Consider the following 25,698-nt stretch of genomic DNA (forward strand, 5'->3'; position numbering starts at 1 on the left):
GTCTTGCCCGCGCCATCTGCTGGCGGACTCGCCAGTTTCATTGTTTCAGATACGTGAACAGCGCCAGTAGGACGATGCAGAGGATGACCATCAGGTTCAGCAGGACTTCCTCGCTTATGGGTTGGAAATGGAGTCTGTCCTGAGCGCTCAGGCGGGAGCCGGTGAGCTTGTGCAGCCAATAACGCAGGAGATTGTTGCTACTGGGGCCGTCGGTGTCGGCTTTCATGATGGAGCGTCCGCGTAAATGGAAATTTACATGCAGACATTGTACGCCGATTGCGTATGCAATCAACATCTCGTTGCGGCTTGCAGGGTGTCCAGCCGTGCGCGCAAGCGGCGCATCGCCTGTTCATCCAGGTGCTCCCGGCAGGCGTCCACGGTTCTTTGCCCCATGGCCAGCAGGCAAAGCCGGAAGGCTGCGCCGGGCGCGACCGCTGCGATATCGTTCAGCGCCGCCAGCAAGCGCAGGCTGACGGCCATGTCGCCGCGCGCGTAGTGGCGGATGTGCTCGAAGGCCGATTCCAGCAGCGCCTCCGTCTCAATGACCGGGATGGCGACGCGCACCACGCCGGGCGGGTCGTAGTAGTGGCTTTGCGGCGTGCTGCGCTGCGAATACAGGCACAGGATGCGGCTTAGCTGATCGATGCAGGTGATGGCGGTGGTGGGATCGTTCACCGCGGGGGAAATGGCTTTCAAGGCGATGTCCACGATCTGCAGCACGCCGAATTCCACATCCTGCTGCAGCGTGCGGCTGGGGCCGATGTCTATCGCCGCCTGCAAGGCCTGGCACAGCTTGGGCGTCAGCCTTTCCCCGCGCGAGGCGTAAAACAGGGGCGCGGCGGCCGGCGCGAACTGGCCGACGCGGCGAGCGACGCATAGTTTGATCTGGTGAGCCTTCGCCAGTTGGACGAGTTTTCGGGTATCCATGTAGCGGATATAGCCCGCGTGCCGATTGAGAATGGGCGTGTCCGGCTGGGCGGCGTTTGGCGCGGCGCCGGATTCCCACAGATGTTCCGCATGCGGCTCCGGCATCTGATCCGCAATCGTCTGTTCGGTTTCTTCCGCGATGCGGTCAACGATGTAGTTGACGCTGATGGCGCGCGAGATGTGGTGGATGAAGAACAGCAGCCCCACTACGCAGGCCACGGCCAGCAGCATGGAGCCGAATACCGTCAGCACTGGGCTGAAGGCGTAGGGCTTCAGCCTGGCGGCGGGCAGGGCGGCGATGCAGTAGGCGAAAGTGCCCAGGAAAATGCCCAAAGTCCATTGCGTGACCTTGTCGCGCGAAAAGCTGACGATGATGCGCGGCGAGAATTGCATGGAAGCCAGGGTGAGCGACATCAGCAGGATGGCGAACACGATCGACACCACGGTCATGATGGAGGTGGCGATGGCGGACAGCATGACCTGGGCCACTTGCGGGTCTTCGCGCGAGGGAAACAGCACGGCCGGCAGCCAGGCGCTGATGGCCGGATGCTTCTCCTCCAGCCATGACAGCCAGCCGCCCAGCAGGCCCAGTCCCAGCGAGATGATCAGCGGCCGCACCAGGAAGCCGCCGCGTAGATTGAACAGGATGTGCTGGATGGCGCGGGGCAGGTGTCGGGTCATGACGGCGGCGGGAGCAACGATGAAACCGGCATGATAACGGTTTTATCGCGCACCCGCTGCAGGAGAGTCCCGCTGCGGTCCGCGCGCTGGGTCAGCCCTTGACCCCGCCGCTGCTCAGGCCGCTCACCATCCAGCGCTGGGCGATGATGAACAGCAGCGTGATGGGCAGGCCGGACAGGATGGCGGCGGCGGCGAAGTCGCCCCACAGATAGTTCTGCTCGTACAGATACAGCTTGGAGCCGACCGCCAGCGTCAGGTTTTGCTCCTGGTGCAGCAGCACCGAGGCCACCGGATATTCGATGATGGCGCCGATGAAAGCGAGCAGGAAAACCACGCACAGTATGGGCAGGGCCATGGGCAGCAGCACGTGCCAGAAGGCCTGGAAGGGCGTGGCGCCGTCCACGATGGCGGCCTCCTCTATCTCGGACGGCAGGGTGTCGAAATAGCCCTTGATGGTCCAGATGTGCAGGGCGATGCCGCCGGCGTAGGCCAGCACCACGCTGCCGTGGCTGTCCAGGCCCAGCCACGGCACATAGCTGCCGATCTGGTCGAAGATGGAGTAGATGGCGATCAAGGACAGCACGGCCGGAAACATCTGCGCCAGCAGCAGCAGGTTCAGGCCCAGCTGCTTGCCGCGGAAGCGCAGCCGCGAGAAGGCGTAAGCGCAGGTGGTGGAGAGCAGCAGGATCAGGCTGGCGCTGATGAAGGCGATTTTCATCGAGTTCCATAGCCAGCGCAGCACCGGGAAGGGCGGCTCCACCACGCGGCCGCCCGCGTCGGTGTAGGACAGGCCGAAGGCCAGTTTCCAGTGCTCCAGGCTGATGCTGTCCGGAATCAAGCTGCCGGCGGCGAAGTTGCCGGGGCGCAGCGAGATGGACACGATCATCAAAAAGGGAAACAGGGTCAGCAGCAGAAAGGCGATCAGCCCCAGATGGGCCAGCCAGAGCCGGCCGGTATGGGTTTTGTCTTGAACCATGGCCATGGCGGTCTCCTCAGCGGTTTGCTTGCGCGTTGATGCGCGACAGGCGCAGATTGATCAGCGACAGCGCCGCCACCAGCGCGAAGATCAGCGTGGAGATGGCCGCGGCCAGGCCGAAGTTCTGCCCCGAATCCTGGAAGGCGATGCGATAGGTGTAGGACACCAGGATGTCGGTGGTGCCGGCCGGCACCGCGCTGTCGATGAAGTCCGGGCGGCCGTCGGTCAGCAGCGAGATCAGCACGAAGTTGTTGAAGTTGAAGGCGAAGGACGCGATCAAGAGCGGCATGATGGGCTTGAGAATCAAGGGCAGCGTGATCTGGGTCAGATTGGTCCAGGCGCTGGCGCCGTTGATGGCCGAAGCTTCGTACAGATCGGACGGAATCGATTTGATCAGGCCCAGGCACAGCAGCATCATGTAGGGATAGCCCAGCCAGGTATTGACGATCAGCAGCATGGCCTTGGCCAAGAGCGGGTCGGAGAACCAGCTGGGGCGGATGCCGAACAGGCCGTTCAACACCAGGTTGATTTCGCCGAAGTTCTCATTGAACAGGCCGCGGAAAATCAGGATGGAAATGAAGCCGGGCACGGCGTAGGGCAGGAACAGCAGCACGCGGTAGACGCCGCGGAAGCGCAGCGCTTCCCAACTGAGCACGGTGGCCAGCATCAGGCCGAGAGCGAAGGTGAACAGCACGGTCAGGGCGGAGAAAGTCACCGTCCAGGCGAACACTTTCAGCATCGGTTTTTGCAGATCGCTGTTGGCGAACAGCTGGCGGAAATTTTTCCAGCCCACGTTGACGCGGAAGCCCGGCACGATGTTTTCGCCCTGCGCGTTGCGGTAGAAGCCGCGCTCGAAGTCCGGCCGTAGCGTCTCGCCGCTTTGCTGGTTCAGCAGGGCGCCGTCGGCCTGGCGCAAATACAGCGGCTTGGCCGGGCTGAAGCCGCTGAGCGAGCTCAGGCGGTAGGGCGTAGTCTGTCCCGGCAGCGTCAGCGTGAGCTGGCGCAAGGCCGGCTGCAGGGCGATGACGTCTTTCAAGGCCAGCTTTTCGCCGGTGTTTTGGCCGGCGGTCGCCTGCAGCGCCAGTTTCTGGGAGGCGGGCTGGATGGCGTTCAGTTTGATGGGCGCGGATCGCCAGGCGGCGCCATCGTCGCGGGACAGCGTCAGGCGGTATTGACTGTTCTGGCGATACAGTTGCAGGCGCAGCGGATCGCCGTCGCCGGCATAAGTCTGCTCCAGCAGATAGGACGTGGCGCGCTCGTAGCTCAGCAGATTGCTGGAGCTGTAATTGGTGAAGCCGATGCCTACGGTGTACAGCGCGGGCAGGATGACGAATACCAGGATGGCCGCGGCGCCGGGGTACAGATAGCGCAGCGCGTAGGCCCGCTTCATGCTGAAAATGGCGGCGGAGCCGGCCAGCAGCGCTAGGCCGGCCAGCGCTAGCCACAAATGGCCTTCGCGGTAGAGCATGAAGACCAGCCACAGGCCGGCCGTCATGAATGTCGCGCCCAGCGCCGTTCCGGCGTGGCGCGGATGGATCTTGAACATGCTTTGCACTCCCTGTTGCCCCGGCGGCCGGACGCCAGAGGGCGTCCGGCGCATGCCGCCTTAGTTGCCGCGGATCTTGGCCGCCGCGGCGTCCAGGCCGGCCTTCACGCCCTGGCGGCCCTGGGTGACGTTTTGCAGCGTGGACTGCATGGTGGACCAGAACTTGCCCATTTCCGGATTGTTGGGCATGGGCGCGCCGGCCTGCGCGCTCTGCATGGTGGCGTGGATGTTCGGGTCGCCCTTGAGCTGGGCGTAGAAGGCTTTGCTGGCAGGCACGCCCAACGGCACGTCGTCGTTGATGGTTTTCAGGCCGTGCTGGGTCAGCATGGTGTTTTCGATGAACTCGGTGGCCAGTTCCTTGTTCTGGCTGGAGGCGCTGATCATGGCGCCCAGCACGCCGACGAAGGGCGCGGCGGGTTTGCCGTTGACGCTGGGGATGGGCGCCACGCCGAAGTTGATCCGGCTCTTCTTCAGGTTTTCCCAGGCCCAGGGGCCGCTGATCATCATGGCCACCTGGCCCTTGTTCACGCCGGCTTCCATGTCGGCGTAGCTGGCGCTTTTCGGCATGGCGCCGCTATGGATCAGCTTCATCAGGGTATCCAGGCCGGCCACCGCGCCGGCGTTGTTGACGCCCACGTTTTTGGCGTCATAGGTGCCGTCGGCTTTCTGCTTGAACGGATAGGCGCCGCCGGCGGCCAACAGCGGCCAGGTGAAGTAGGTATTGGTGAAGTCCCACAGAATGGCCTTTTTGCCGCTGGCGGACAGTTTCTTGTCCAGCGCCATCACGTCGTCGAAGGTCTTGGGCGGCGTCGGCACCAGCGCCTTGTTGTAGATCAGCGCCACGGCTTCCAGCGCGATGGGGTAGCCCCAGGTCTTGCCGCCGCTGCTGAAGGCCTTCCAGCCCATGTCGTCTATCTCGCCGCGCAGCTTCTTGCTCGGATTGACCGGGGAGAGCAGGCCGGCGGTGGACCATTCGCCTAGACGGTCGTGCGGCCAGATCCAGATGTCCGGTCCCTTGCCTGCGGCGGCGGCCTGCTGGAACTTGCCGGCGGCGTCTTCCGGGTGCTCCACCACCACCTTGACGCCGGTTTGCTTGGTGAATTCTTCGCCCAGCTTGGCCAAGCCGCGGTAGCCCTTGTCGCCGTTGATCCAGATCAGCAGCTTGGCGTCGCCGGAGGCTTGCGCCAGCGGCGCGGCGAAGGCGCCCGCTACGGCCAGGCCCAGGGTCAGGCAGGCGGCGCGGCTGAATTGTCTGCGAGTGATCTTCATCTCTACATCTCCTCTTCTTGGGGGTATGGATGCTTGCTAGGCGCAAGCCAGGCCCGGATGGCGAGCCTGCAGATTAAGCGGGTCGAGGCGGCGAAGCGCCCGGCCCTGTTGATCGAACAGATGGCCGTCGGCCGGATCGAACACCAAGCGGCAGGCGGTGCCGGGTTCGAACTGCACCAGCGGCGGCAGGCGGGCGGACAGCGGCTCGGCGCAGCCTGGGGCTTCCAGGTAGAGCACGGACGATTCACCCAGGTGCTCGACGGCGATGACGCTGCCGCGCACGCTGTTGTCGCCGGCCTTCAGGCTCAGGTGTTCCGGGCGCACGCCCACGCAAACCTCGTCGCCCGCGGCGAAGCCGGCGGCATCCACCGCCACGCGCACTTCCTGGCCGTCGGCCAACAACACCATCGCGCCCTCGGCGTCCTGGCTTTGCAGGCGGCCGGGCAGGAAGTTCATGCCCGGCGAGCCGAGGAAGCCGGCGACGAAGCGGTTGGCCGGCTGGTAATACAGCTCGGATGGCGAACCCACTTGCTCGATGCGGCCGCCGCGCAGCACCACGATGCGGTCGGCCAGCGTCATGGCCTCGATCTGGTCATGGGTGACGTAGATCATGGTGGTGCCCAGTTCGCGGTGCAGCTTGGCGATTTCGATGCGCATCTGCACCCTGAGCGAGGCATCCAGATTGGACAGCGGCTCGTCGAACAGAAAAACCTTGGGCCGTTGCACGATGGCGCGGCCTATGGCCACGCGCTGGCGCTGGCCGCCGGACAGCTCCTTGGGCTTGCGCTCAAGCAGATGATCGATTTGCAGCACCTTGGCCACTTGTTCCACCTGCGCCGCGTAGTCGCTCTTGCGCTTGCCGGCCAGCTTCAGGCCGAAGCCCAGGTTGTCGAATACCGACATATGCGGATACAGCGCGTAAGATTGGAACACCATGGAGATGCCGCGCTTGACCGGCGGCAGCTCGTTGACGCGCTCGCCGTCTATTTGCAGCTCTCCCTCGGTGATTTCCTCCAGCCCGGCGATGGTGCGCAGCAGGGTGGACTTGCCGCAGCCGGAGGGGCCGACGAAAACGATAAACTCACCGGCCTGGATTTCCAGGTCGATTTCCGTCAAGGTTCGGGCCAGGCCGAAATCCTTGGTGATGCCTCGCAAGCTGACCGCGGCCATCTTGTTCTCCCGCCAGTTTCAGGCCAGTTGGCCCATCCAGCCGCCCCAGCCTTCCAGCATGAGTTCGCGGCCATCGCGCTGGGCGCCCGCGAGCGGGCAGCCAGCCAGTTCTGCCGCCTCAGCCGGCAGCGTGTAGACGCGCGGCTCGGGGCCCAGATTGAATACGCACAGCGTTTTTCCGCCGCGCGTGAACGCCAGGATGCGCGCGTCGTCGCCCAGGAAACGGATGTCGCCTTCCTTGAGCGCCGGCTGGCCGCGCCGCCAGGCGATGAAGCGGCGGTAGAAGGCCAGGCAGGAGTCTTCGCTCGCTTCCTGCAAGTCCACCGCCAGTTTCTTGTGCTCGTCCGGCATGGGCAGCCACGGGTTTTCGCTGCCGAAGCCGCCGTCCGCCAGATCATGCCGCCACGGCATGGGGGTGCGGCAGCCGTCGCGGCCCTTGAATTCCGGCCACATGGCGATGCCGTAAGGGTCTTGCAGCTGTTCGAAGCTCAGCTCGGCCTCGGTCAGCGCCAGCTCCTCGCCCTGGTACAGGCAGGCCGAGCCGCGCAGCGACAGCAGCATGGCCAGGATGCACGGCGCGAAGCGCGGGTGGCCGGCGTTGCGTCCCCAGCGCGTGGGCATGCGGATGGCGTCGTGGTTGCCGGTGGTCCAGCAGGCCCAGCCGCTGCCGATTTGCGCTTCCAGCTCGCTCACCTGGCGGCGGATGTAGTCGGCGGAGAAGGCCGGCGTCAGCAGGTTGAAGCTGTACGCCATGTGCAGCTTGTCGTTGCCGGCGGTGTATTCCGCCATGCGGGCCAGGCTGTTATCGTCGCCAATCTCGCCCAGGGCCACCGCGTCGTATTCGTTCAACAGGCTGCGCAGTCGCTTGAGGAAGTCCAGGTTCTGCGGCTGCGATTTGTCGTAGCGGTGCGCTTGGTAGCCGTAAGGATTGTCCGCCGTTACGGTGGCGTTGTCTCTGACCTGAGCCGGCGGGTTGTCGCGCAGCTGGGTATCGTGGAAATGGAAGTTGCAGGCGTCGAAGCGCAGGCCGTCCACGCCCAGCTCCAGCCAGAAGCGCACCTCGTCCAGCATGGCGTCCTGCACTTCGGGGTGATGGAAGTTCAAGTCCGGCTGGGAGGCCAGGAAGTTGTGCAGATAGTATTGGCGGCGGCGGGTATCCCACTGCCAGGCTGAGCCGCCGAACACCGACATCCAGTTGTTGGGCGGGCTGCCGTCGGGCTTGGCCTCGCTCCACACATACCAGTCGGCGCGCGCGTTGTCGCGGCTGGCGCGGCTTTCGGCGAACCAGGCGTGTTGCTCCGAGGTATGCGACAGCACCTGGTCTATCATCACTTTCAGGCCCAGGCGGTGCGCTTCGCTCACCAGGCGGCGGAAGTCCTCCACGTCGCCGAACATCGGGTCCACGGCGCGGTAGTCGGACACGTCGTAGCCGAAGTCCTTCATCGGCGACTTGAAAAACGGGCTGATCCAGATGGCGTCCACGCCCAGGCTGGCCACATAGGGCAGTTTGCCGGTGATGCCGGCCAGGTCGCCGACGCCGTCGCCGTTGCTGTCGGCGAAGCTGCGCGGGTAGATCTGGTAAATCACGCCACCGCGCCACCAAGCGCTTTTGCTCATGCTTTGCTGCTCCCGCCCCGCAGGGCATTGGATGGAAAACAAGGGGAGGCGGGCGCCTCCCCGGTTCAAATCAGGCTTACCACCAGGCTTCGGCCTGGGCGCCTATGGTCACGCCATGGGTCTGATTGCCGAAATGGCCGACCGCGGACAGAGGGTTGTTGACATCGGTGCCCGCAGCCTGTTGAGCGGCCTGGTTCCACTTGGCGTACGTGGCGAACAGGCGCAGTTGCGGACGGCTCCAGAAGCCTTGATCCGGCGAAATCAGGAAGGCCGCGGTGGTTTTGAACAGGGTGCGGCGCTCGCCGTTGTCCGGCGTGACCTGGTCGTAGCCCATTTCCAGCGCCGCGCCCAGATGCTTGGAGAAGGCGTAAGTCGGACGCGCGCCTAAAGACATCCAGGTCTGGCCATCGCCCTTGGCAGGGGTTTGTTTCTCCCATATCGCCACAGCCATGCCGCCGAACGGGCTGCCGGTCGGTTGCCATTGCAGTTGCTCTACCAAGCGGTATTTTTTGTCGTCGCTGTTGGCGTTAGGGTTGGGGTAGCCGTAGCTGCCGGCGATGCTGCCCTTCATGTATTGCAGGGCCAGCTTGTTGTAGCCGCCCAGCACGCCGCTCTGGGTATGCATGACGTTGAGGGCGACGCCGTTGGTGGCCTGGTTGGCGGTGTCCGTGCTGTCCTTCTTGGCGTAGCGCAGGTCCAGGCCCAGCGTCAGTTCCCCGCCCGGATTGACCTTGATGCCGGACAGGCGGAAGTCGTGGCCGGTGACGCCCAAGGTGTGGTCCAGCTTGTCCACGGAGACATTGCCGCTGTCCACGGTGTTCTGGCGCCAGGCATAAGCGAACTTGCCCACGCCGACGTCGATGTTTTCGATGCCGGCGCCCGGGCCGGAGTTGTCCCAGAAATAGAAGTCGTTGATGTGCACGTCCTGGCGGTCGTAGAAGCGCTTGCCGGCCCATACCTTGGCTTGGCCCAGGCCGATGTTCTCGGCGGTGACGAACATCTCGCGCAGCGCGAATTTGGCGTTGGAGTTGCCGTTTTTGTCGCTGCTGCTGTCTTCCCAGTCCTGCCACTGCTTGGCGCTCATGGCGAGACGTGAATCCACGCGGAAGCGCGCGCCGGTTTCGGCGTCGGCGTACACCTGTTTGCCCAGGGCCAGTTCGGCGTAAGTTTCGCACTCATTGCCCAAACGGTACTTGGACCCGGCCCCCGCCAGCTGGAAACATGACTGCGAGCCGCCGCCGCCTTGATTGCTGCCCACGCCGCTGCGCAGGTAGCCGCTGAAGTCCAGGCCGCTGCCATCGGCCAGCGCGGCGAGCGGCAAGGCCGCCAGGCTCAGCGCGGCCAGAGGGAGGAATGCTGCTGATTTCATTTTTCTATCCCTTCAGTGTTGACTACGTTCCACTGGGCGAAGGGCCTCGCCCATCTCCATCTCAAATCGGTTTTTGTTTTTCAAACCGGTTTAAATTTTGTGAAACGATCATACTTCCGAAAAAACTTGGCGGGATACGGCATTTGTCGCTTTAGTTGAGGCAAAGCAAGAGCGGATGATTTCGATGCTGCGTTCGCACGAGGTGGTCTTGAAGTGGTTTTTTTGATTTTCTATTAAAATCAATGGTTTGATTTTGTTTTCCGCCAGCTCGATGTGGCATTTTTGTTGCATTGCAACTTATTAAACCGTTTCAAATTTGTAATTTTGCAACAATTAAACTGTAGAGACGGTGCGGAGATTATGAATCTAGGCAATGTTTGGAAACCGGAGGCCTGTCGTCCGCGGCGGCCAGCGGCGCCGCAGGCTGCCGCGCTTAGCGGCCGTCGGGCTCGCCTTGCCGGGGTAGGGGCGCGTCCGAGTTGCCCGGCCGCAGCACGGGTTGCCACAGCCGGGTCAGGGTGTCGGCCGGTTCGCCGGACAAGCGCGCCAGCATCAGCTCCGCCATGGTCTGGCCGGCGCGGCGCGGCTCAGGCTGCAGCACGGCGCTGATTGGGCTGGTTTCGCCATCGGCCAGGGGCAGGCCGCCGAATACGATGACGGAGATGTCGCTCCCCGGCGTCAGCCCGGCCTCGCGCAGCGCCTGCATCGCGCCCACCGCGGCGACGTTATTGTCCACCACCACCGCGCTGGGGCGGCTGGGAGCGGACAGCAGCCGCTGCATGGCGAGCCGGCCTTGGGAGGGATTCAGCTCAGCGGTTTCCAGCCTATGCGCGGCGGGATGGACGCCGGCCTGCTCCAGTTCCTGCAAGAAACCCTCGCGGCGCTGGGAGGCGAAATTCATGCGCAGCGGCGCGCTGATCAGGCCGATGTCGCGGTGGCCGAACTGCAGCAGCCGCCGCACGGCCAGACGCATGCCGGCTTCATTGTCGTAATCGAACCAGGGATAAGGCTGGGTCAGATGGGAACGGCCGTGGGCGACGAAGGGAAAGCCGCGCTCCTGCAAATAGTGCAGCCGCGGGTCGTTCACCAGGGTCCGCGCCACGATCAGGCCGTCCACGCGCGCGGCGGAAACCATGCGGTGATAGGTGGCCAGCTCATTGGCCTGGGCCGCGGAGACGATGATCAGATCCATTTGCGCCTCCGCCAGGCGCTCGGTGATGCCGGCGATCACGTCCAGGAATACCGGGTCGCCCAGGTCGGACGGCTCGAACGGATAGATTAGGCCTATGCTGTCGGTGCGGCCCGTCGCCAGCTTGCGGGCGATGGTGTTGGGGCGATAACCGTGCTGGGCCGCCGCCGCCAGCACCCGTTCTCGGGTTTCGGCGTTCACTTCCGGAAAGCCGTTCAGCGCGCGGCTGACCGTGGCGGGGGACAATTTCAACAAAGCGGCGAGCTGGCGCAGATTCATGACGAAAACGAGAGTTTGGTGCGAAAAATATGCATAGAGTAGCGCGAAACGGCGAAAGTGGATATCCGTCGCGATAGGCGCGCGGGAGCCTGCTGGGAGGTCAAGGTCCGCCGCCTCTAGTCTACACTGTACGAATGCGTACCAATTCCGCGATATCGCGGCAGGGAGGCGGCGATGGCATGGCGCTTGACGGTGGGACGGCGAATCGCCGTGCTGATTCTTCTGTCGCTGGCGGCTTTCGTGTTGTTGGGGGCGATCAGCCTGTCCAGCCTGCATGCGACGCAATTGCAATTGCGCAAGCTGGACGAGGTATCGCTGGCCGAGGTCGACATTTCGCGCAGCCTCAGCGCCGAGCTGACCGGCATGCGGCTGGAGACGGTGCGCCATATCGCCGCGCGCAGCCTCGAGGTCAAACGGACGGCGGAGCAGCTGATACGCAAGCACCGGGAAAACCTCGATCAGTTGCTGGCCGCCTATAAGCAACTGCCCTTGCCGCCCGAGCAGCAGCGCAAAGCGGAGAGGTTCCAGTCCACGCTGTCAGAATATATCGAAGCCATCACGCCCTTGCTGGCGGCCTCGCTGGCCGATCCCGAGCATCCGCCGCCAGTGTACAACCCCAAGATCAATGGCGCGGCCGGCGCGATGGGCGAGCTGGTGGACGATATGGTCAAGACCAGCCGCGCCGACGCGGGCGAGGAGCGGGCGAGCGCGGAGCGGGATTACGCGGTGGCGTGGCGCCAGATGCTGGCGGTGATCGCGCTGGGCGCGATATTGCTGCTGACGGTGGGCTATCTGCTACAGCGCTCCATCACCGTGCCGTTGAACCGCGCGCGCGACGCTTTGGCCAGCGTGGCGCGCGAGCTGGACTTCACCCGGCGAACCCGGCCGGAGGGGAGGGACGAGATAGCCGACGCGTTGCAGGCGCTGGATTCTTTATTGCAAACCCTGCAAGGCAGTCTGACCGAAGTGGGCGGCGCGGCCTGCGGCGTGGCGGAGTCCGCGCGCGGCATGCTGGCCACGGCGGATGGTCTGGCCGACAGCGCGGCGACCTCATCTCTGGCCTGCTCCAGCATGGCTGCCTCGGTGGAGCAACTGACGGTCAGCATCGCTCATGTGCGCGATCGCGCCCAGGAGGCGAGCCGGCTCAGCAGCGACTCCGGCCGGCTAGCGGCCTCCGGCGAGCAGGTCATCCTGAAAACGGTGGGGCAGATCCAGTCTTCCGTCGATACTGTGCGGGAGGCTGTCGTTGTCGTGGACAAGCTGCGCGAGCAGGTGGCGGCGATAGGGCGGGTGACCGAAGTGATCAAGGGCGTGGCCGAGCAGACCAATCTGCTGGCGCTGAATGCCTCGATCGAGGCTGCGCGGGCCGGAGAGACCGGCCGCGGCTTCGCCGTGGTGGCGGACGAGGTGCGCAAGCTGGCGGAGCGCACGGCGCAGGCGACGCTGGAGATAGGCGGGATGATCCAGGCCATGCAGCAGGAGGCGCTCAACGCGGCGCAGCGCATGGGCCGGGTGGTGGATGACGTGCGGGGCTGCGAGCAATCGGCGAACCAGGCCGGAAGCACCATTACGGAAATCAGCGGGCGGGCGGCGGATGCGGTGGCGCTGGTCGACGAGATCGCGACGGCCATCGCCGAGCAGGCGGACGCCAGCACGACCATCGCCCAGCAGCTGGAGCGGATCGCGCAGATTTCCGAAGAAAGCAGCCATGCGGCGGACGCCACGTCGAGCGCGGCTCAGCGTTTGAGCGGGCTGGCGGCGGAACTGCATGCCGCCGTCGCGCGCTTTAAGGTGTAAGGGCGATGCGCTGGACGGCATGCATGGCCCTCTTGCTGATGGCTGCTGCGGCGCTGGCGGAGCCGGCGCGCTATCAGTCCTACACGCTGGCGGTGGAACCTTGGGGCATACTCGACACCGACAGGGGGGTAGGCCCAGACTTCATCCGCTTCTTGGCCGAGCAGGCCGGTTTTGTCGTCGATGCCAGGGCTTGGCCGTATCTGCGCGTGATAGACGGCATGCGCAGCGGCGAGAATGCGATCAATCTGGGCATCCCCACGCCGGAGCGGGAGCGTTACGGCATCGCCATCTGCACCATAGGCTCGCTCAAGGTATCCCTGCTGTATCGGCGAGCGGGCGCCAAGCATCCCAACGCGGCCAGTTTCGCCGGCATGAGCATAGGCGAGCTGCGCGGCAGCCAGACCCTGGGCGTTTTCGACCGCGCCGTGCCGCATAAGACGGTCATGATCAATGATATGAGCCAAGGCGTGCGCATGCTGGCTGCTGGCCGGCTGGACGCCACGGTTTGCGTGCGACCGGGCTGCGGCAATGTGCTGGATCAGGCGGGCATCGAAGCCGAGCAAGTAGGAGAGTGGCTGCTCAGCGAGCAGCCGCTGGCGATCTACGTATCGCGCGAGAGCGCGCTGTCGCGCGATACGGCCACCATGCTGCGACTGCGCCTGGCGTGCGACTCTTATGCCGGAAGGCAAGAGGTGCGCCGCTTGCTGGCGCCGTATCGCTGAAAACGGCAGGCGCCGGCAGCCGGGCGGGCGGCATCCGGCGCGAGTCAGGTTTAGAGCGACATCGACATCAGCAGGCTGGAAATATCGTTATTGCCGGAGCTCGCCTGGAACAGGCTCAGCGCAGCCTGCAGCTGTTGGGAATTATTGATGGTGCCGGTCGTGCTGGAGGATTGCGGCTGATTGCCGTTGGCGGCGTTCAGCACGTTTTGCAAGCCGCCGCCGCTATTCTGTTCGCCGCCATCGCGATGATGGTGGTGATGGTGATGGCCTCCATCGGCCTGCTGGCCTTGTTGAGCGGCATCGGCTTGCAGACCTTGCTGCAGTTGCTGGAAGGCCTGTTGCGCCTGGCTCAGATTGCCGGCTTGCAAATCCTGGCCCAGAGCGTTCAGCAGGGAGGACATGGAGTTGCCGCTGCCTGAGGTCTGGCTGGTGTTGGCCGCGGCGAGCGGACTGGCGCTTGCCGAGCTGGCGGAGGAGGAGGCGCTGGCCGCTTTGATGGCGCTGTCCAGCGCGGCGCTGAAGTTCTGGTTGCCATTGCCGGACTGGGAGCCGTTCAGTTGCTGCAGAGCGGCCAGGGCTTGTTGCGCGCCGGCAAGATCGCCTTGCTGCACCGATTGCGTCAGGTTGCTGAAGTCCTGGCGGTGTTGCTGATGCATCGCCTGCAGTTGCTGCCAATGATTGCTGGTGCTGTTGATGGACATATTGCCTCTCCTTGAAAACGTGGATGCCGGGCAGCGCTTCACGGATCAGCTGCTGTCCTGAGCGGCGCGGCCTGCAATTTTTGCCGCCTTGCCGTCCTTGTTTGCCGCCTTGCCGGGATTCGGGCTTGGATTGCCCGGTTTTTCTTGCCGCAACAAAGGCTTGCTGTCATGAATGGCAGCAAGCGGCATGCCAGGAGAAGGCTGGTATTCGCATGCAAATGTTTACAAATATTACATCATAAGATTTAGCCGAATCCGCGCTGGCGCAGCGCCTGGTACAGCATGGCCACGCCCAAGGCGTCGTTGAGGGCGTCGTGGCGCGGCGGCGCGGGGATGGCCAGGTCGCGGTACAGCTCGGCCAAGCGCAGATCGATGTGGGCGCCGGGGTTTTGCCGGAATTTGTAATCGTAGAAGCGCCCGGATACTTCAATCTTCCGTTGCGGCAAGCCTATGCCCAGCAGCGGCTTCACGTATTTGTTCAGCACCGCCACATCGTATTCCAGGTAGTAGCCCAACAGCGGCCGGCCGCCTATGAATTCCAGCAGCAGCCGCACCGCCTGTTCCGGCGGCAGGGCCTGGTCGAGATCGCGCCGTCGCAGCCCATGCACCGCGATATTGTCGCCGGCCGGCGGGATTCGCGGCTTGACCAGCAGGTATAGCGCTTCGCTGTGCAGGATGCGGTTGCTGCGCAGCTTGACCGCGCCTATGGACAGCAGCTCCGCCTGTTGGACGTTGAGGCTGGTGGTTTCGCAATCCAGGCTGACCAGTTCTTGCGGATGTTCGTCGAGCAGGCCGCGCCAGGCTGGATCGCGCAGCCGCGACAACTGCCAGCGTTTGCGCAGGCGCTCCAGCATCATAGGCTGCCCAGCCGGTAATGATGGCGCAGCAGCGTTTTGAAGCGCTTCACCACGGCCAGCGCCTCTTTCAGCAGGTCGCGCTCCAGGGTCGACAGCCGCTCGGGTTCCAGCAGATTGTCCGGAGTCTGGCCGGCGTCCAGCCGGCGCAGGCCGTGTTCCAGCCGCAACTGCGACAGGATGGACAATGCCTCCGCGATGTCAGCGGCCAAGGCCGGCTCCAGCCGTCCGGCGGCGGCCAGCGCCTGGGCGCGGGCCGCGCTGGCGGTTTCTTCAATTCCATGCTCCAGCGCCAGCGCCCGCAGGCCGTGCACCAGCGGGAAGATACCGCCTTTTTTCAGGTCCAGCGCATCGCGCCCGTCGCGCTCGCGGGTACGCAGCCGCGAGAATGGCCCAAGCGGCGTGTCGAATTGCTCGATGGCGCGAGCGAAGCGCGCGTAGAAGCCCGCATCGTCCTGCAGCCGCTCGCGCAGATAGGCGCGGCTGTCCTCCAGCAGCGAGGCGTCGCCGCACACGGCCTCGGCATCGCAGAAGATGGCCAGCTGCATCATGCCTTCGCCGCTGGGATGAGCCAGCCAGCCGTGGATGCGCTCGCGCAGGGCAGCGCGGCTCAGGCGCCATTCCGGCCGGCTGACCATGACGCCGCCGGGGCAGGGCGGGTAGCCGAAGCGGGCGAGAGCGGCGGAGAAGGCCGCGCAATGCTCGGCCAGCCGTTCCGGCTCGTAGCCGTCGCGCAGCAGCAGCGCGTTGTCCTGGTCGGTTTTCAGTATCTGCTCGCCGCGGCCTTCCGAACCGAGCACGATCAAACAGCTGTTGTCCGCCAGTTCGGGCGGAACGATCATGCGCCAGGCGCGAGCGAACAGCCGGGCGCTGAGCGCCTGCACCAGCCGGCCCAGCTGAGCCGGCCGCACGCCGTGCCCGGACAGGATGCGGATCAGCCTGTCCATCTGGCCCGATGCCTCGGCCAGCTCATCCAGGCTGGCGGCCTGTTCCAGGCGCTGCGCGATCAGGTGGGAGTGGTTGGAGAAATAGGACAGCACGTCCACCTGGGCAAGCATGGCCACGGCGTGGCCGCGCTCGGTCACCACCAGGCGGCGCAGATTGCGCTGCGTCATCAGCAGCAGGGCGTTGAACAGGAAGTCGTCTATGTCTATGGTCAGCAATTCATAGCCGCAATGACGGCCCACCGGCTCGGCGCTGTCCACGCCGTTCAGGATCACGTCGCGAAAGTCCGTGGTGGTGAAGATGCCCAGCCGTTCGCCGTCGCGCACCAGCACCGATTTGCTGCGGCGCGTCTTCATCGCGGCGGCCACGTCGCGGATGCTGTCCTCGGCGTCGACGAAGACAGGCTGGCGGCCGCCGGCGTCGCGCACGGTGGCGGTCAGCAGGGTTTGCAGTTCCTGGTTGCCGGCGCGCTGCGCCAGCATGCCCAGCTTGTGCGACACGCCGGCGTAGAAATACGCGCCGAAGCGCGGGTTGCGCTCTGTCAGCGCCAGCAGTTCCGCGCGCGGCAGCGAGAGCAGCAGCGCTTCTTCTTCCGCCACGAAGCGGTGCGGCGTTTGGCCGGCGATCAGCGCTCGGGCGTCGAAGCTGTCGCGCGGGTGATAGCGCGCGATGATTTCTTCATCGGCCAGCTCGCACACCTTGCCCTTGATGATGACGTATAGCGCGTCTATGGACTGGCCCGGCGCGATGACCACCGCCTCGTCGGGAAAGTAGGCGACGTCGGCGCGCGCCTCCAGCGCGTCGCGCTCGGCGAGGCTCAGGGTGTCGAACGGCGGCTGGCTGAAGTCGAAACGGCTCATGGCGGGTCCGTTGGAGTGGGCCTGCCTTCAGCATACCGCCAATCGATGCGCGGAGTCAGTCCGCCTTGCGGATCAGCAGCGGCGCGCCGTCGCGGAACAGGATCAGTTCGCCCGGCGACAGCGCCGTCCAGTGCTCGTTGTCCGTCAGCGGCTGGGTGGCGATCATCGCCACTTGGTCGCGCGGAGTGGTGACGGCGGCGAAGTCCACGCTGACGTCGTCGTCCACCAGGTGGGCGGTGTTGAACGGCGCGCAGCGGATGATGTAGTGCAGCTGGGTGGAGCAGTGGGCGAACAGCGCCTCGCCGTTGCTCAGCATGAAATTGAACACGCCGTTGGCGCGGATTTCCGCCGACAGCCGGGCGACTTCCTCGAACAGCGCTTCCAACTCGGGCGGTTCTGCCCATTTGGCGCGCAGCCTTTCCATCAGATGGCAGAAGGCCTGTTCGGAATCCGTGGTGCCCACCGGACGGTAGTATTGGCCGGACGCGGGCTGGAAATTCTCCAGATTGCCGTTATGGGCGAAGATCCAGTATTGACCCCACATCTCGCGCATGAAGGGGTGGGTGTTGGCCAGGTTGACCACGCCCTGGGTGGCTTTGCGGATGTGGGCGATGACGTTTTCGGACTTGATCGGGTAACGCCGGACCAGGTCGGCCACCGGCGACTCGACCGAGGGCTTGTCGTCGAGGAAGACGCGGCAGCCCTTTTGTTCGAAGAAGGCGATGCCCCAGCCGTCGGCGTGATGGTCGGTCAGGCCGCCGCGGCGGTGGAAGCCCTCGAACGAGAATAGAATGTCGGTTGGGATGTTGCAATTCATGCCCAGCAGCTGGCACATCGGCTTGATTCCACTTCTTGACGGGTTGCTTGGCGCCGGACGTGACCGGCATGTTTCATGTAGCTGAGCTTAGGCGATCTGGCGGCTGGCGGCAATCGTCGGCGGCCATCCGGCGCGAAATTCATGTCGCCATTCCCAACGGGTCTAAGCGGACTGCCAGCCCGGCTGGCGATTCACTGCGTGAGGCCGGCGCTAGACGGCTGCGGGGCGGTCCCATGGCGGCTGCGGACCGCCCAGTTTTTCCACCAGAAAATCCAGCAGGCTGCGCAACGACAACGGCAAAAGCCGGCGCGACGGATACAGCGCGTGGATGCCCATCAGCTGCGGTTGCCAGTCCGGCAACAGTGCCACCAGCTCGCCGCGGCGGACGTAGGGCGCGGCCAGATAGCTGGGCTGCAGCGCGATGCCGCCGCCGGCCACCGCCGCGCAGAGCAGGGCGCTGGCCTCGTTGGCGCTGAGGGCGCCGCTGACGCGCGCGCTTTGCTCTTCGCCGTCGCGCTGGAAGCGCCATTCGCTGCGGCCGAAATTGCTGTAGCTGAGGCAATGATGCCGCTCCAGCTCCCGCGGGTGGGTGGGTGCGCCGTGGCGGGCCAGGTAGGCGGGGGATGCCACCACCAGCGAGCGGCAATCGCACAGCCGCCTCCCCACTAATCCGGGATCCGGCTCATTGGTGATGCGGATGGCCAAGTCTATTCTTTCTTCTATCAGATTGACCGCGCGGTCGCCCAGTTGCAGGTCCAGGCGCAGCTGCGGATGGCGCTCGCCAAACTCGGCCATCAGCCCGCCCAGCACGGCCAGGCCCAACGAGGTGCTGGCGGCCACCCGCAGCAGGCCGCGCACCTGGCCGTCGCGCTGGCTGGCATCGGCGCGCACTTCGGCCGCCAGCTCCAGCATCTGTTGGCAGCGCGCCAGGCAGGCCAGGCCGGCGTCGGTCAGCGTGACCTTGCGGGTGGAGCGTTGCAATAAGCGCACGCCCAGCCATTGCTCCAGTTCTTCGACATAGCGGGTGACCATGGGACGGGACATGTCCAGCTTGTCGCCGGCGGCGGTGAAGCTGCCCAGCTGGGCGACTTCGGCGAAAACCTGCATCGCGGTGAGTCTGTCCATTTATATGCACGATATAGGAAATAATAATGTGCAGTTTAGCGCATTTATTGGATCGATTACTGCGCTTATAGTGTGCGCATCTTCACTGAATCGCAGTGCAACCCGCCGGCGGGCGCCGGCTTCCAGACTTAAGGAGTTACACCATGATCCGTCAAACCCTGATCGCCGCCGCTCTCGCCGCCGCCGGTTTCGCCCATGCCGGCGACCTCAAGTTGTCCGTTTACAATGCCGACGGCAACAGCTTCAACGTTTCTTCTGTGCTGGTGACCGGCGACAAGGACGCCGTGCTGATCGACACCGGCTTCACCCGCGCCGACGCCTACCGCATCGCCGCCCGCGTGCTGGACAGCGGCAAGAACCTGCAGACCATCTACGTCAGCCAGGCGGATCCGGATTACTACTTCGGCGCATCCGTGCTGAAGCAGATCTTCCCCAAGGCCGAGCTGGTGGCCGCGCCGGAAGTGCTGGCCCACATCAAGGGCAATGTGAAGGGCAAGGTGGCGTTCTGGGGCCCCAAGATGGGCGCCAACGCGCCGCAGGCCAATCCGCTGCTGCCGACTGAAATCAAGGCCGACAAGATCATGCTGGAAGGCAAGGCGCTGGAACTGCGCGACACCAAGGGCGTGATGGCGCATCGCGGTTATGTATGGATTCCGTCCATCCGCGCCATCGTCGGCAATGTGGGCGTCTACTCCGGCATGCATGTCTGGACCGCCGACACCCAGAACGACGCCGAGCGCAAGGGCTGGTACAAGCAGCTGGACGATATGGAGGCGCTGAAGCCGGCCGTGGTGGTGCCGGGCCATATGATCGCGGGCGACAAGATGGACGTATCCGCCATCCGCTATACCCGCGACTATCTGAAGACCTTTGAGGCCAAGAATGCCGTCACCGCCAACAGCGGCGAGTTGATCGAGGCGATGAAGCAGGCCTATCCGAACGCGGCCGAAGTGTCCACGCTGGAGCTGGGCGCCAAAGTGCGCAAGGGCGAGATGAAGTGGTAAGCGAGCGCGCGATGAAACTGCATTACTTTTACGACCCGCTGTGCGGCTGGTGCTACGGCGCCTCTCCCTTGCTGAAGGCGGCGGCCGCTTTGCCGGGCATGGAGCTGGTCATGCACGCCGGCGGCATGATAGACGAAGCGGAAGGACGCACCATCACGCCGGAATGGCGCGGATACGTGATGCCGCACGATGCACGCATCGGCCAGATGAGCGGCCAGCCTTTCGGCGAGGCTTATTTCGAAGGCCTGCTGCGTGATATCGGCGCGCCGTTGGCGTCGGACCCGCCCATCGCCGCCATCCTGGCGGCCGGCAATCTGGGCCTGGAACCGCTGGCCATGCTGGCCCGCATCCAGCGCGCCCACTATCAGGAGGGACGGCGCATCGCCGAGTTCGATGTGTTGAGCGAGCTGGCGGCTGAGCAGGGCGCCGACGCTGCGGCTTTCGCCCAGGCCTGGAGCGCTGCGCGGACAGAAGCGGCAAGCCATATCGAGCAGACCCGGCAAATGATGGCCAAGCTGGGCCTGCGCGGCTTCCCATCGGTGCTGCTGGAGCAGGATGGCCAGCTGGAGCGGCTGGAGTTGTCCGGCTGGTTCGGCAAGCCTGAGCAACTGGCCGCCGCGTTGGCCGAACGGCTGCCCAAGCCGGCGGCGTCTGGCGACGACGCGCTGTTCTGTACGCCGGACAGCTGCCGATAAGATGCCGCGCAGCCGAAGCCGCGCCCGAGTGGGCGCGGTTTTTTTGCGTCTGTTTGTTTTGATAAATATCCAGGATGGATTTTCACCTTGCATTCTTGATTGCATCGCATAATCTGAAATACCAATCAAATACCAATTGGCTAAATCAAGACAAGGAGATGGAGATGCACAAGCGATTCGGCATGCCTCTGCGCGCGGTCGCCCTCGCGCTGCTGCTGGCCTGGGGGCAGGGCGCTTTGGCGGCGTGCCCGGCCTGGACCGAAGGAACGAGTTACAAGGCAGGGGACGTGGTCAGCTATAGCAATGCCAACTACACGGCCTTGGTGGCGCATACGGCTTATGTCGGCGCCAATTGGAATCCGCCGGCCACGCCAACCTTGTGGGCGCAGGGCGGCAGCTGCGCCGGCGGCGACCCCACCCCGCCGACGCCGCCGAGTCCTCCCACGCCGCCCAGTCCGCCGCCGAGCAATGGCGCGGCTTTTGCCAAGCATGCTTTGATCGGCTATTGGCACAACTTCGCCAATCCCAGCGGCCCGGCTTTCCCGCTGTCCCAGGTCAGCGCCGACTGGGATGTGGTCGTGGTGGCCTTCGCCGACGACGCCGGCAACGGCAATGTCAACTTCACGCTGGACCCGGGCGCCGGCAGCCAGTCCCAATTCATTCAGGACATCAAGGCCTTGCAGGTCAAGGGCAAGAAAGTGGTGCTGTCGCTGGGCGGGCAGAACGGCTCGGTGACGCTGAACAACGCCGCCCAGGTGCAGAACTTCGTCAACAGCCTGTATGGCATCATCGCGCAGTATGGCTTCGACGGCATCGATCTGGACTTGGAAAGCGGCAGCGGCATCGTGGTGGGCGCGCCGGTGGTGACCAATCTGGTCAGCGCGGTGAAGCAGTTGAAGGCCAGGGTGGGGCCGAACTTCTACCTATCCATGGCGCCTGAGCACCCCTATGTGCAAGGCGGCTTCGTCGCCTACGGTGGCAATTGGGGCGCTTACCTGCCTATCATCGATGGCTTGCGCGACGACCTGTCGGTCATTCATGTCCAGTACTACAACAATGGCGGCTTGTATTCGCCGTATTCCAATGGCGCGCTGGGCGAGGGTTCGGTGGATATGCTGGTGGGCGGCAGCAAGATGCTGATCGAAGGCTTCCCCATCGCCAACGGCGCCTCGGGCAGCTTCAAGGGCCTGCGGCCGGATCAAGTGGCTTTCGGCGTGCCGTCCGGCGCCAGCTCCGCCAATTCCGGCTTCGTCACGCCGGATACCGTGTCCAAGGCGCTGAGCTGCCTGACTGCCCTGCAAAGCTGCGGCAGCGTCAAACCCTTGCAAGCTTATCCGACTTTCCGCGGCGTGATGAGCTGGTCCATCAACTGGGACAAGCACGATGGCTACAATTTCTCCAAGCCGGTGGCGGCCAGCCTGCATCAACTGCCCGTGACCAACGCGGTCGGCATGAAAAAGGCCGCCGGCAAGAAGCCGGCGGCCCGATAGGCTGACAGGATGGCCGCTTAGGCGGTCATCTGGTAGCCGCTGATCTGGGCGGCGGATACCAGGCTGTTCAGGTATTCGTGCATGGCCTGGTTGACGGCCATGTCCGCCAGGTAGTGCTGCAGGCGTTCCTTGATCTCGTCGAAGCCGATCTTGCCGCCTTGCTCGCGCTGCTCAACCTGGATGATGTGGTAGCCGAACTGGGTTTCCACCAGGTGCGGAGTGATCTGGCCGGCTTCGGTGCTGAATACGGCTTGTTCGAATTCCGGCACCATCTGGCCGCGGCCGAACTGGCCGAGGCTGCCACCTTGCTTGCCGGACGGGCAGGTGGAGTGTTCCTGAGCCAGCGCGGCGAAGCGCGACGGGCTGGCTTGCACTTCGGCCAGGATGCCTTCGGCCTTGGCCTTGATCAGGCTGGCCTCCAGGCCTTCGCCCTTGGGCAGCAGGATGTGGTTGGCCATGGCGCTCTCGCCGGCGCTGAAGCGTTCCGGGTAGCGCTCGTAGAATTCGCGGCAGCTGGCCTCGTCGATGTCCGGCACTTGCAGCTTGCTGTCCAGCAGCGCCTGGATGGCTTGCTGTTCGTCAGCCACGTCCAGGCCTTCGCTCTTGGCCTGCTGCACCAGCAGGGTGTGCAGGATCAACTGCTGGATAGCGGTGTCGCGCGGGCTGGGCGTGTCGGCGTAGTGGTCCAGTTGGGATGCGATCATCTCTTCGCTGATTTCAACGCCGTTGACGGTAATGGTCATGAGAATTTCCTGTGCGGAGCGGCCGTGGCGGCGTTTCCGTTATGGGGCTGCCTGAGGCAGCGGGTGACTAGGGCAGGGCGGGCCTGCGCGGCGATGTGGCGCAAGGTAAGCGCGGCTGCGCGGACTGTCAAGCCCGCGCCACGCAAAACGGGGACGGCGCGCCGTCCCCGTCGCATCCGCTGGATGCGGCTTACTGCTGGATCTGGGACTTGGCTTTCAGTTCGCCCACGTATTTCTCGACGCGGGCGCCCATCACGCGCTGGGTCAGCTGCGGACGGATGTCGTCAAGCTTGGGCACGTTGCGCTCGGTGCGCACGTCGTCCAGCTTGATCACGTGCCAGCCATATTCGGTCTTCACCGGTTGGGCAGTCACTTCGCCCTTGGCCAGTTTGGCCATGGCTTCGGAGAACGGCGCGACGAAGGTGCCGGCTTCCTGCCAGCCCAGGTCGCCGCCATTGGCCTTGCTGCCCGGGTCCATGGACTTTTCCTTGGCCAGCTTGTCGAAGGACTTGCCCTTCTTCAGCGAGTCGATCACGGACTTGGCTTCGGCTTCGGACTTCACCAGGATGTGGCGGGCATGGTACTGCTTGGTTTCCGGCACCGAGGCCACCAGCTTGTCGTATTCAGCCTTCAGGTCGGCGTCGCTGATCGGGTTAGCCTTCTCGAAATCCTTGATCAGACGGTTGGCCAGCGCCATGGCTTGCATATTGGCCAGTTCGGCGGCGAATTCCGGCGACTTGTCCATGCCCTTTTTCACGGCTTCCTGGCGCAGCACCTCGGCGGTCACCAGTTGGTCCTTGATCTGGTCGCGGGCCTGCGGCGTGATGTTCTGGCCCTGGGCTTCCATCATCTTGGTCACGGCCTCGATGCGGGCGTCGGAAATTTGCTGGCCGTTCACGGTCGGGCCGGCGATGGCGCTGCCGGCGAAGGCGGCAACGAGGGCGGTATGCAGCAGGATCTTACGCATTTTGTTTTATTCCTGGTTCGTATTCGGGGGAGTTACTGGATTTTGCTCTTGGCGCGCAGATCTTCCACGGCCTTGGCAATGGCTTCTTCCTGCAATTGGCGGCCGATTTGCGGCTTGGCCTCATCCAGTGACGGCACTTGCGCGTCGCGGATGTCGGCTACCTTGAACACATGCCAGCCCAGTTGGGACTGGAAGGGCTGGCTGCTGACCTGGCCCTTGGGGATGGCCTTCAGCGCCTCGGCTAGCTTGGGTTCCATGCGAGCCAGATTGCCCCAGCCCATGTCGCCGCCGGTCTGTTTGGCGTTCGGGTCTACCGAACGGGTCTTGGCCAGTTCTTCGAACTTGCCGCCCTTCTTCAGTTGGGCGATCAGCTTCTGCGCATCGGCCTGGCTGGACAGCGTGATCTGATAGGCGTGGATTTCCTTGGTGCCGGCAAACTTGGCGACTTCCTGGTCGTAGCGGGCCTTGATCTGGGCGTCGCCCACGCCGGCTTTCTCGGCGATGTCGGCGAACAGCGCCTCGCGCAGCATTTCGGAGCGGACTTCGTCCATGCGCTTGGCGAAGGCGGGCTGCTTGTCCAGGCCGCGGCGCGCGGCTTCCTGCAGGATGACCTGGCGGCTGATCAGCGAGGTTTTGAGCTGTTCGCGCAATTCCGGCGAGTCCTGGACCCGGCCGCCATTGCTTTGCACCACATTGGCGACGGCCGCGTCGAGTTCGGACTTGTCGATGGCGACGCCGTTGACCACGGCGACCGATTCGGCGACGGCGGGCAGGCTGATGGAGGCTGCCAGCAGCAGCGCGGCGATACGGGAATGCTTCATGTTAGCCCTTTGTAGAAATTCAGAGTTCTTCTGGGGTGAGCGCGCGGATGGCCAGCGCGTGCACGCGGCTGTTCATCAGCTCGCCCAGGGTTTGGTAGATCAGCCGGTGGCGCTGCACGCGGCTCAGTCCTGCGAAACGGGCGCTGACTATGGTCAGCGTGTAGTGGCCGCCGCCGCTCCTGGCGCCGGCGTGGCCGGCGTGCAGGGCGCTGTCGTCCTGGATGTCCAGATGCTCAGGCGCGAGCGCTTGCAGCGCCGCCTCCAGCAATCGCGGAGTATCGCTCATGCGGGAAACACCTGGCGGAACGGCTTGACCTCGACGCTGGCGTAAACGCCGGCTGCGCGGTAGGGATCGGCGTCGGCCCAGGCTTGCGCCTCGGCCAGCGACGGAAATTCGGCGACGATCAGGCTGCCGGAGAAGCCGGCAGGGCCCGGATCCACGCTGTCTATCGCCGGGAACGGGCCGGCCAGGGTCAGGCGGCCGGCGTCCTGCAGGGCTTGCAGCCGGGCCAGGTGGTCGGGACGGGCGGCGAGGCGCTTGTCCAGCGAGCCGGGCGCGTCTTGGGCGACGATGGCGTACAGCATTATTTCTTTTCCTCGATGTACTTGGACAGGAACAGGCTCTGGGCGATCACGAACAGCAGCATCAGGCCCATGCCGCCGAACAGCTTGAAATTGACCCAGACGTCTTCGCTGAAGTGGTAGGCGACGAACAGGTTCAGCGCGCCCATGAAGGCGAAGAAGCCGCACCAAGCCCAAGTGAGCTTGCGCCATATGGCGTCCGGAAGGCTGATTTGCTGGCCCATCATCAGGCGCAGACCGTTCTTGCCGGCGAAGTCGCTGACCAGCAGGCCGCCGCCCATCACCCAATACAGCACGGTGGGTTTCCACATGATGAAGTGCTTGTCATGCAGCAGCAGCGTGGCGCCGCCCAGCACCACGATCAGCCCGAGGCTGATCCATTGCATGGTGTCCACCTTGCGGTGCTTGAGCCAGGCCCAGGCAACCATGACGACAGTGGCGGCGATGGCCACGCCGGTGGCGACGAACATGTCGCGCGTCAGCCAGTAGGCGCCGAAGAACAGCAGGACGGGGAGGAGGTCTGTAAAAAATTTCATGCGGATGATTATGCGG

General features: G+C 64.5%; 25 protein-coding genes. 5 read left to right on the forward strand and 20 right to left on the reverse strand.

Features of this window, described 5'->3' with window-relative positions; all coding sequences use genetic code 11:
- Window positions 1-37 precede the first annotated feature (37 nt).
- From C2I19_RS03475 to C2I19_RS03520, 9 genes are all read right to left on the reverse strand, one after another.
- On the reverse strand, window positions 38-226 hold the full coding sequence (locus tag C2I19_RS03475) for a hypothetical protein (RefSeq protein WP_103901323.1): 189 nt from the start codon (window positions 224-226) through the stop codon (window positions 38-40).
- A gap of 62 nt (window positions 227-288) precedes the next feature.
- Window positions 289-1,608 (reverse strand): DUF2254 domain-containing protein, encoded by a 1,320-nt coding sequence (locus tag C2I19_RS03480; RefSeq protein ID WP_103901324.1) that lies wholly within the window; start codon window positions 1,606-1,608, stop codon window positions 289-291.
- A gap of 91 nt (window positions 1,609-1,699) precedes the next feature.
- Window positions 1,700-2,590 carry a maltose ABC transporter permease MalG gene (malG, locus tag C2I19_RS03485; protein WP_103901325.1) on the reverse strand — a complete coding sequence of 297 codons (891 nt, stop codon included), beginning with the start codon at window positions 2,588-2,590 and terminating at the stop codon, window positions 1,700-1,702.
- A 10-nt stretch (window positions 2,591-2,600) separates the two neighbouring features.
- A complete protein-coding gene (gene malF / locus C2I19_RS03490) occupies window positions 2,601-4,130 on the reverse strand; it encodes a maltose ABC transporter permease MalF (protein ID WP_103901326.1) in 1,530 nt (509 codons plus the stop codon).
- Window positions 4,131-4,190: 60 nt separating this feature from the next.
- Complete coding sequence (malE, locus tag C2I19_RS03495) at window positions 4,191-5,399, reverse strand: maltose/maltodextrin ABC transporter substrate-binding protein MalE (RefSeq protein ID WP_103901327.1); 1,209 nt, start codon at window positions 5,397-5,399, stop codon at window positions 4,191-4,193.
- Between the two features lie 36 nt (window positions 5,400-5,435).
- Window positions 5,436-6,569 carry an ABC transporter ATP-binding protein gene (locus C2I19_RS03500; RefSeq protein ID WP_103901328.1) on the reverse strand — a complete coding sequence of 378 codons (1,134 nt, stop codon included), beginning with the start codon at window positions 6,567-6,569 and terminating at the stop codon, window positions 5,436-5,438.
- 18 nt (window positions 6,570-6,587) lie between these two features.
- A complete protein-coding gene (locus C2I19_RS03505; RefSeq protein WP_103901329.1) occupies window positions 6,588-8,186 on the reverse strand; it encodes an alpha-glucosidase in 1,599 nt (532 codons plus the stop codon).
- A 76-nt stretch (window positions 8,187-8,262) separates the two neighbouring features.
- A complete protein-coding gene (locus C2I19_RS03510; RefSeq protein WP_103901330.1) occupies window positions 8,263-9,555 on the reverse strand; it encodes a maltoporin in 1,293 nt (430 codons plus the stop codon).
- Window positions 9,556-9,988: 433 nt separating this feature from the next.
- Entirely contained in the window at window positions 9,989-11,023 is a 1,035-nt protein-coding gene (locus C2I19_RS03520; RefSeq protein ID WP_103901332.1) for a substrate-binding domain-containing protein, read from the reverse strand.
- A gap of 174 nt (window positions 11,024-11,197) precedes the next feature.
- Here C2I19_RS03520 and C2I19_RS03525 point away from each other — a divergent pair, with 174 nt between their 5' ends.
- Both C2I19_RS03525 and C2I19_RS03530 read left to right on the forward strand, forming a co-directional pair.
- Window positions 11,198-12,820 (forward strand): methyl-accepting chemotaxis protein, encoded by a 1,623-nt coding sequence (locus C2I19_RS03525; RefSeq protein WP_103901333.1) that lies wholly within the window; start codon window positions 11,198-11,200, stop codon window positions 12,818-12,820.
- Between the two features lie 23 nt (window positions 12,821-12,843).
- Window positions 12,844-13,542: a substrate-binding periplasmic protein gene (locus tag C2I19_RS03530; RefSeq protein ID WP_158253629.1), complete on the forward strand. Its 699-nt coding sequence runs from the start codon at window positions 12,844-12,846 to the stop codon at window positions 13,540-13,542.
- A gap of 50 nt (window positions 13,543-13,592) precedes the next feature.
- Here the strand turns inward: C2I19_RS03530 and C2I19_RS03535 are convergent, their stop codons facing one another.
- The 5 genes from C2I19_RS03535 to C2I19_RS03555 all read right to left on the reverse strand — a co-directional run bounded on the left by C2I19_RS03535 (window position 13,593) and on the right by C2I19_RS03555 (window position 18,844).
- Window positions 13,593-14,243, reverse strand: a complete 651-nt coding sequence (locus tag C2I19_RS03535) for a hypothetical protein (protein ID WP_103901335.1) — start codon at window positions 14,241-14,243, stop codon at window positions 13,593-13,595.
- A 245-nt stretch (window positions 14,244-14,488) separates the two neighbouring features.
- Window positions 14,489-15,100 (reverse strand): 3'-5' exonuclease, encoded by a 612-nt coding sequence (locus C2I19_RS03540; RefSeq protein WP_369406681.1) that lies wholly within the window; start codon window positions 15,098-15,100, stop codon window positions 14,489-14,491.
- Window positions 15,097-16,902, reverse strand: coding sequence for a putative nucleotidyltransferase substrate binding domain-containing protein (locus C2I19_RS03545; RefSeq protein ID WP_103901336.1), 1,806 nt, complete (start codon window positions 16,900-16,902; stop codon window positions 15,097-15,099). Before C2I19_RS03545 ends, C2I19_RS03540 begins: the two co-directional genes overlap by 4 nt.
- Window positions 16,903-16,957: 55 nt before the next feature.
- Window positions 16,958-17,737: a class II glutamine amidotransferase gene (locus C2I19_RS03550; RefSeq protein WP_103901337.1), complete on the reverse strand. Its 780-nt coding sequence runs from the start codon at window positions 17,735-17,737 to the stop codon at window positions 16,958-16,960.
- Window positions 17,738-17,929: 192 nt separating this feature from the next.
- On the reverse strand, window positions 17,930-18,844 hold the full coding sequence (locus C2I19_RS03555) for a LysR family transcriptional regulator (RefSeq protein ID WP_103901338.1): 915 nt from the start codon (window positions 18,842-18,844) through the stop codon (window positions 17,930-17,932).
- A 143-nt stretch (window positions 18,845-18,987) separates the two neighbouring features.
- Here C2I19_RS03555 and C2I19_RS03560 point away from each other — a divergent pair, with 143 nt between their 5' ends.
- From C2I19_RS03560 to C2I19_RS03570, 3 genes are all read left to right on the forward strand, one after another.
- Window positions 18,988-19,848 (forward strand): MBL fold metallo-hydrolase, encoded by an 861-nt coding sequence (locus C2I19_RS03560; protein ID WP_103901339.1) that lies wholly within the window; start codon window positions 18,988-18,990, stop codon window positions 19,846-19,848.
- 11 nt (window positions 19,849-19,859) lie between these two features.
- Window positions 19,860-20,543: a DsbA family protein gene (locus C2I19_RS03565; protein WP_103901340.1), complete on the forward strand. Its 684-nt coding sequence runs from the start codon at window positions 19,860-19,862 to the stop codon at window positions 20,541-20,543.
- A 164-nt stretch (window positions 20,544-20,707) separates the two neighbouring features.
- On the forward strand, window positions 20,708-22,033 hold the full coding sequence (locus tag C2I19_RS03570; protein WP_103901341.1) for a chitinase: 1,326 nt from the start codon (window positions 20,708-20,710) through the stop codon (window positions 22,031-22,033).
- A 17-nt stretch (window positions 22,034-22,050) separates the two neighbouring features.
- Here C2I19_RS03570 and C2I19_RS03575 read toward each other — a convergent pair whose 3' ends face one another.
- The 6 genes from C2I19_RS03575 to C2I19_RS03600 all read right to left on the reverse strand — a co-directional run bounded on the left by C2I19_RS03575 (window position 22,051) and on the right by C2I19_RS03600 (window position 25,682).
- Entirely contained in the window at window positions 22,051-22,776 is a 726-nt protein-coding gene (locus tag C2I19_RS03575) for a peptidylprolyl isomerase (protein WP_103901342.1), read from the reverse strand.
- A gap of 190 nt (window positions 22,777-22,966) precedes the next feature.
- Complete coding sequence (locus tag C2I19_RS03580; RefSeq protein ID WP_103901343.1) at window positions 22,967-23,743, reverse strand: peptidylprolyl isomerase; 777 nt, start codon at window positions 23,741-23,743, stop codon at window positions 22,967-22,969.
- Between the two features lie 32 nt (window positions 23,744-23,775).
- Entirely contained in the window at window positions 23,776-24,564 is a 789-nt protein-coding gene (locus C2I19_RS03585; protein WP_103901344.1) for a peptidylprolyl isomerase, read from the reverse strand.
- Window positions 24,565-24,583: 19 nt separating this feature from the next.
- Entirely contained in the window at window positions 24,584-24,850 is a 267-nt protein-coding gene (locus tag C2I19_RS03590) for a BolA family protein (protein WP_103901345.1), read from the reverse strand.
- On the reverse strand, window positions 24,847-25,149 hold the full coding sequence (locus C2I19_RS03595; RefSeq protein ID WP_103901346.1) for a YciI family protein: 303 nt from the start codon (window positions 25,147-25,149) through the stop codon (window positions 24,847-24,849). Before C2I19_RS03595 ends, C2I19_RS03590 begins: the two co-directional genes overlap by 4 nt.
- Window positions 25,149-25,682: a septation protein A gene (locus tag C2I19_RS03600; protein ID WP_103901347.1), complete on the reverse strand. Its 534-nt coding sequence runs from the start codon at window positions 25,680-25,682 to the stop codon at window positions 25,149-25,151. The genes C2I19_RS03595 and C2I19_RS03600 overlap by 1 nt, the downstream gene beginning before the upstream one ends.
- Window positions 25,683-25,698: the final 16 nt, after the last annotated feature.

It is taken from the genome of Chromobacterium alticapitis, from assembly GCF_002924365.1.
Classification (GTDB): domain Bacteria; phylum Pseudomonadota; class Gammaproteobacteria; order Burkholderiales; family Chromobacteriaceae; genus Chromobacterium; species Chromobacterium alticapitis.